Source organism: Streptomyces otsuchiensis, assembly GCF_004305975.1.
Lineage (GTDB): Bacteria > Actinomycetota > Actinomycetes > Streptomycetales > Streptomycetaceae > Streptomyces > Streptomyces otsuchiensis.
This window is the reverse complement of record NZ_BHZI01000361.1, coordinates 1-4,897: the sequence shown is the minus strand read 5'-3', so window position 1 is coordinate 4,897 and position 4,897 is coordinate 1. Positions and strand designations below refer to the sequence as shown.

Annotated in this window: 4 protein-coding genes; 1 reads left to right on the top strand and 3 read right to left on the bottom strand. The window is 73.5% G+C overall.

The genetic code is table 11. From position 1 onward, the window contains the following. Nucleotides 1–151: 151 nt before the first annotated feature. Nucleotides 152–1,345, top strand: a complete 1,194-nt coding sequence (locus E0D90_RS23575) for an anhydro-N-acetylmuramic acid kinase (RefSeq protein ID WP_130800003.1) — start codon at nt 152–154, stop codon at nt 1,343–1,345. A gap of 86 nt (nt 1,346–1,431) precedes the next feature. Here E0D90_RS23575 and E0D90_RS23570 read toward each other — a convergent pair whose 3' ends face one another. The 3 genes from E0D90_RS23570 to E0D90_RS23560 form a co-directional block, all read right to left on the bottom strand. Continuing rightward, a complete protein-coding gene (locus E0D90_RS23570; RefSeq protein WP_374754124.1) occupies nt 1,432–3,594 on the bottom strand; it encodes a putative bifunctional diguanylate cyclase/phosphodiesterase in 2,163 nt (720 codons plus the stop codon). Continuing rightward, the gene (locus E0D90_RS23565; RefSeq protein WP_130800002.1) at nt 3,591–4,403 is read right to left on the bottom strand and encodes an SAM-dependent methyltransferase; all 813 of its coding nucleotides are present in this window, start codon (nt 4,401–4,403) and stop codon (nt 3,591–3,593) included. The genes E0D90_RS23570 and E0D90_RS23565 overlap by 4 nt, the downstream gene beginning before the upstream one ends. A 373-nt stretch (nt 4,404–4,776) precedes the next feature. After that, a partial coding sequence (locus E0D90_RS23560; RefSeq protein WP_369008438.1) for a M23 family metallopeptidase occupies nt 4,777–4,897 on the bottom strand: 121 nt, incomplete at its 5' end.

Sequence of the window (4,897 nt, the reverse complement as noted above, 5' to 3'; positions counted from 1 at the left end):
TCGCGCCGCCGGCGACCCGCACCCCGCCCGGCTGCTCACCGGCCGGGAACTCACCGACTTCACCGGCGGGGCGCCGGGCGGCACCCCCGCGGGCGCCCCCGGCCCGGCGCCGGTCCCCTCCGCCGAGGAGAGCGGATGGACCGTACTGGGCATGCTCTCCGGCACCTCCTGCGACGCGGTCGACGTCGCCGCCGTGCGGCTGTGGTTCGAGCCGGCAGCCGACGGCGGCGAGGAGCTGGTGCTACGCCCGCTCGGGCTGCACAGCGAGCCGTTTCCGGGCGAGCTGCGCCGGGAACTGCTGGCGGTGCTGCCGCCCGCCCGCGTCGACCTCGCCGCCGTCTGCCGCCTGGACACCGGGCTCGGCCGGTTCTTCGGCGGCGCCGCCGCCCGTGCGGCCGCCGTCCACGCGGACGCGGCGGACGGCGGCGCCCGGCTGGTCGTCTCCCACGGGCAGACCGTCTACCACTGGGTCGAGGGTCCCCGGGCGCTGGGCACGCTCCAACTGGGCGCGCCCGCGTACATCGCCGAGGCCACCGGCCTGCCGGTCGTCTCCGACCTGCGCAGCCGGGACATCGCACGCGGCGGGCACGGCGCGCCGCTGGCCGCGATGCTCGACGGGCTGCTGCTGCCCGACGACGGGACACCGCGCGGCGCCCTGAACCTCGGCGGGATCGCCAACCTGACGGTGCGCGACGGGGCGGGCCACACCCTGGCGTGGGACGTCGGGCCCGCCAACGCCCTGATCGACGCCGTCGCCACCGAGGACAGCGGGGGAGCGGAGCGGATGGACACCGGCGGGCGCCGCGCCGCCCGCGGCACGGTGGACCGCGCGCTGCTGGACCGGCTGCTGGACGAGCCCTACTACGCGCTGCCCGCGCCCAAGTCCACCGGCAAGGAGCTGTTCCACGCCGGCTATCTGCGCCGGTTCCGCGAGGGGACCGGCGGGCCCGGCACCGCCGCGCCCGGCTCCGACGACCTGGCCGCCACCGTCACCGAGCTGACCGCGGAGCTGGTCGCGGGGGCCTGCCGTGACCACGCGCTGACCGAGGTCGTCGCCTCCGGAGGGGGTGTCCGCAACCCGGTGCTGATGGCGCGGATCGCCGCGCTGGCCCCCGGCGTCCGGTTCACCACCAGCGAGGAGTACGGGCTGCCGTCCCAGGCGAAGGAGGGCTGCCTGTTCGCGCTGCTCGGCTTCCTCAGCGTCCACGGACTGCCGGGGAGCGTCCCGAGCGCGACCGGTGCGTCCTCCGCCGCCGTCCTGGGCTCCCTGACCCCCGGCGACCGGCCGCTGCGGCTGCCCGACCCGCGTGCGGCGGGACCGCGCCGGCTGCGCGTCGTGCGCTGACCCGGCCGGGTAGTCCCGCCGGGCAGTCCGGTCGGCAGTCCCGGCCGGCGGGCCCGATGGGTGCGGGCCCGCCCCGGTGGGGTGGTTCAGACCGCCTCGGGTAGCCGCTCGGGAGGCCCGGGGCGCGCGTAGTACCAGCCCTGCGCCGAGTCGCAGCCCAGCTCCCGCAGCCGCTCCGCCTGGTTGCCGGTCTCCACGCCCTCGACCGTCACCGACAGCTCCAGGGTGTGCGCCAGCGAGACGATGCCCTCGACGATCTTCATGTCGACCGGGTCGGCCGGATGGTGCTGGAGCCCCTCGCTGAACGAGCGGTCCAGCTTCAGCGTGCTCACCGGAAGCCGCCGCAGGCTCGCCAGGTTGGAGTAGCCGGTGCCGAAGTCGTCGAGCGCTATGCCCACCCCGAGATCCGCGAGCTGCCGCAGCGGCTTCAGCTCGTGGTCATCCGCCCGGACCATCGCCGACTCGGTGACCTCCAGGCACAGGGAGCCCGGCGGCAGACCGAACTCCTCCAGCACCGAGACCGTCTCGTCCACCAGGTCCGGGTGGTGCAACTGGCGCGGCGAGAGGTTGACGTTGAGCCGCAACGGCCGGCTGCCGCCTATGCCCTGGACCTGCCACTCGCACGCCTGCCGCACGGCTTCCCGCAGCACCCAGCGGCCCAGCGGCACGATCAGCCCGGTGTGCTCGGCCAGCGGGATGAAGCGGTCCGGCCCCAGCACCCCGTGCCGGGGATGGCTCCAGCGGACCAGCGCCTCCGCGCCCTCCAGACTGCCGTCCTCCATCCGGATCAGCGGCTGGTACTCGATGAAGAACTCGCAGCCCTTCAGCGCCGCCGGGAGGTGATGCGTCAGATGGTGGCGGCTGATCGCCCGCGCGTCGGAGTCCGGGTCCGCCAGCGCGAACCGGTTGCCGCCGTCCGCCTTGGCCCGGTACATCGTGATGTCCGCGCTGCGCAGGATCTCGTTGGCGTTCAGCTCGGTGACCGGTCCCTCCACGACACCGATACTGGCGCGCACCATCAGCTCCCGGCCGCCGACCTCCACCGGGGTGGCCAGCGCGTCCAGCGCCCGCTGCGCCAGCGCGGTCACGGCCCGCCGTGAGGGCGGATCGACGAACAGCGCCACGAACTCGTCGCCGCCGATCCGGGCGATCAGCTGCCCCGGTTCGGTCGCGCAGTCCCGCAGCCGTTCCCCGACCGCGATCAGCAACTGGTCGCCGACCGCGTGGCCCAGGCTGTCGTTGACCGCCTTGAAGCCGTCGAGGTCCAGATAGCAGAGCCCCACGCGGGTCACGTCGGACGACGGGGAGACGGCCTGCTCCAGCCGCTCGAAGAACAGCGCGCGATTGGGGAGTTCGGTCAGCGCGTCATGGGTCGCCTGGTAGCGCAGCCGCAGGTTCAGCAGCCGGCGTTCGGTGATGTCCTCCACCATCGCCAGCATGTACTGCGGGCGGGCCTCCGCGTCCCGCAGCAGCGAGACGGTGAGATTGGTCCACAGCGAGGTGCCGTCCGTGCGGTGGTAGGGCTTCTCCACCTGGTAGTGGTCCCGTTCGCCGCGCCGCAGCTCGTCCTGCATCCGCCACACGTCGGCGCTGTCGTCCGGGTGGGTCCAGTCGCCGATGTTGCTGGCGCGCACATGGTGGTCGGCGATGCCCAGCATCTGGGTCATCGCCAGGTTGGTGTCCAGGATGTTGCCGGACATGTCGGCGATGCCGATGCCCAGGGCGGCGTCCTGGAACACCGCGCGGAACCGCGTCTCGCTCTCGTGCAGCGCGTTGGCGATCGAGTTCTGTGCCGACAGCGTGGCCCGGGAGAGGGCCTCCTGCTCGCTGCGGGTCCGCTGCTGGAGCGAGGCGGCGAAACCCGAGGCGATGGCGTGCTGGAGCCGGCCGCACCGGACGCGCGCCTCCTCCGCCGCCAGCTCGCCGTCCCCGGCGCAGTACAGCGGCAGATAGGCGTCGATGATGCCCAGGATGCGCGGCAGGGCGTCGGCCGTGGTGCAGTGCGCGGCCACCAGCGCCTCACCGACCGCCCTGCCCGGGACCGGCGAGAACGGCCGGGCGTGCAACGCTTCCGCCAACTGCCGCGTCAGGCCCACCAGGTGGGCCTCGAACTCGTCACGCGTCATGGAGGTGGCGGTCTCCGGGTACACGGCGCGGCACCAGATCCGGGCGAACCGGGCCGGCCCGTCGCCGGTGCCGCCGGCGGGTCCCGCGCCGGCGGCCGGAGGCTCCTCCTGCGGGGGGTTCACGCCTTGCGCCCTGCCCCCGCGAACCCGGTGAAGGCCGCCGGGTCCTCCTGGTCGACGGGGCTGTCCGGGCGCCAGTTGGGCAGCAGCACCAAGCCGGGCTCGACCAGCTCGAAGCCGTCGAACAGCGCCCGGATCTCCGCCCGGTCACGCATCACGAAGGACGAACCGCCCTTGCGGTAGACATCGGTCACGGCCTGGCCCTGCTCGGTGGTGCGCGGCCCGCCGTCGGTCGAGGCGTGGCTGAGGATGAGCATGCTGCCGGGCGCGAGCCGGTCCCGGTACTCGGCGATCACCTGCGCGGGCTTGTCCGCCTCCTCGATGAAGTGGAGGAGCGCCACCAGCAGCAGCGCCACCGGGCGGTCGAAGTCCAGCACGCGCTCGGTCTCGGCGTTGCTCAGGATGCTGCGCGGGGAGCGGAAATCGGCCGCGACCACGGTGGTCCGCTCGTCGCCCTCCAGCACCGCGCGGCTGTGGGCGACGGCGACCGGGTCGTTGTCGACATAGACGACGCGGGCGTCGTCACTCGCGCCCTGGGCGACCTCATGGACGTTGCCGAAGGTGGGTATGCCGGAGCCGATGTCGAGGAACTGGGTGATCCCGTCCGCCACCGCGAACCGCACCGCGCGGCGCATGAACGCCCGGTTTGCCTGCATGATCTTCGGCAGACCCGGAAAGGCGTCGACCGCCCGTCTCGCCGCCGCCCGGTCGACCTCGAAGTTGTGCGATCCCCCGAGGTAGTAGTCGTACATGCGCGAGACACTCGGCACGGACAGGTCGACACCCTGAGGTGCCCAGGCGGGTCGCTCCATCAACGTCTCCTGCTCATCAGTGAATTGGCGTCGAGTGCCAGAGCGTACTGACCATACGGGAGTGATGGGAAGGAAGTGGCCGGGTGGTGGCGCACGCACTCACACATGATGCTAATCCTTCCGGGCGCCGCGCGGCGTGCCCCGGCGCCCCGGACGTCCGCTCGACGGATGAGACGCACCGGCCCGTCCCGTGGCCGGAAACCGATGCCATCGGGCCGCACCGAGGGCCGTGAGCGGACGTGCCGGCCGGCCGACGGGCAACACGACGCGCGCCGACCCCCGGAGGGACCGGCGCGCGGGTCAACGCCCGGCGTTCACCCGCGGGCGTTCACCGGCTGGCGTTCACCGGCGGGCGTTCACAGCGACCGGACGGTCACAGCGCGACGCCGTTCTGTCGCAGATAGCCGACCGGGTCGATGTCGCTGCCGAACCCCTGCCCGGTCCGGATCTCGAAGTGCAGGTGCGGACCGGAGGAGTTGCCCGTCGAACCCACC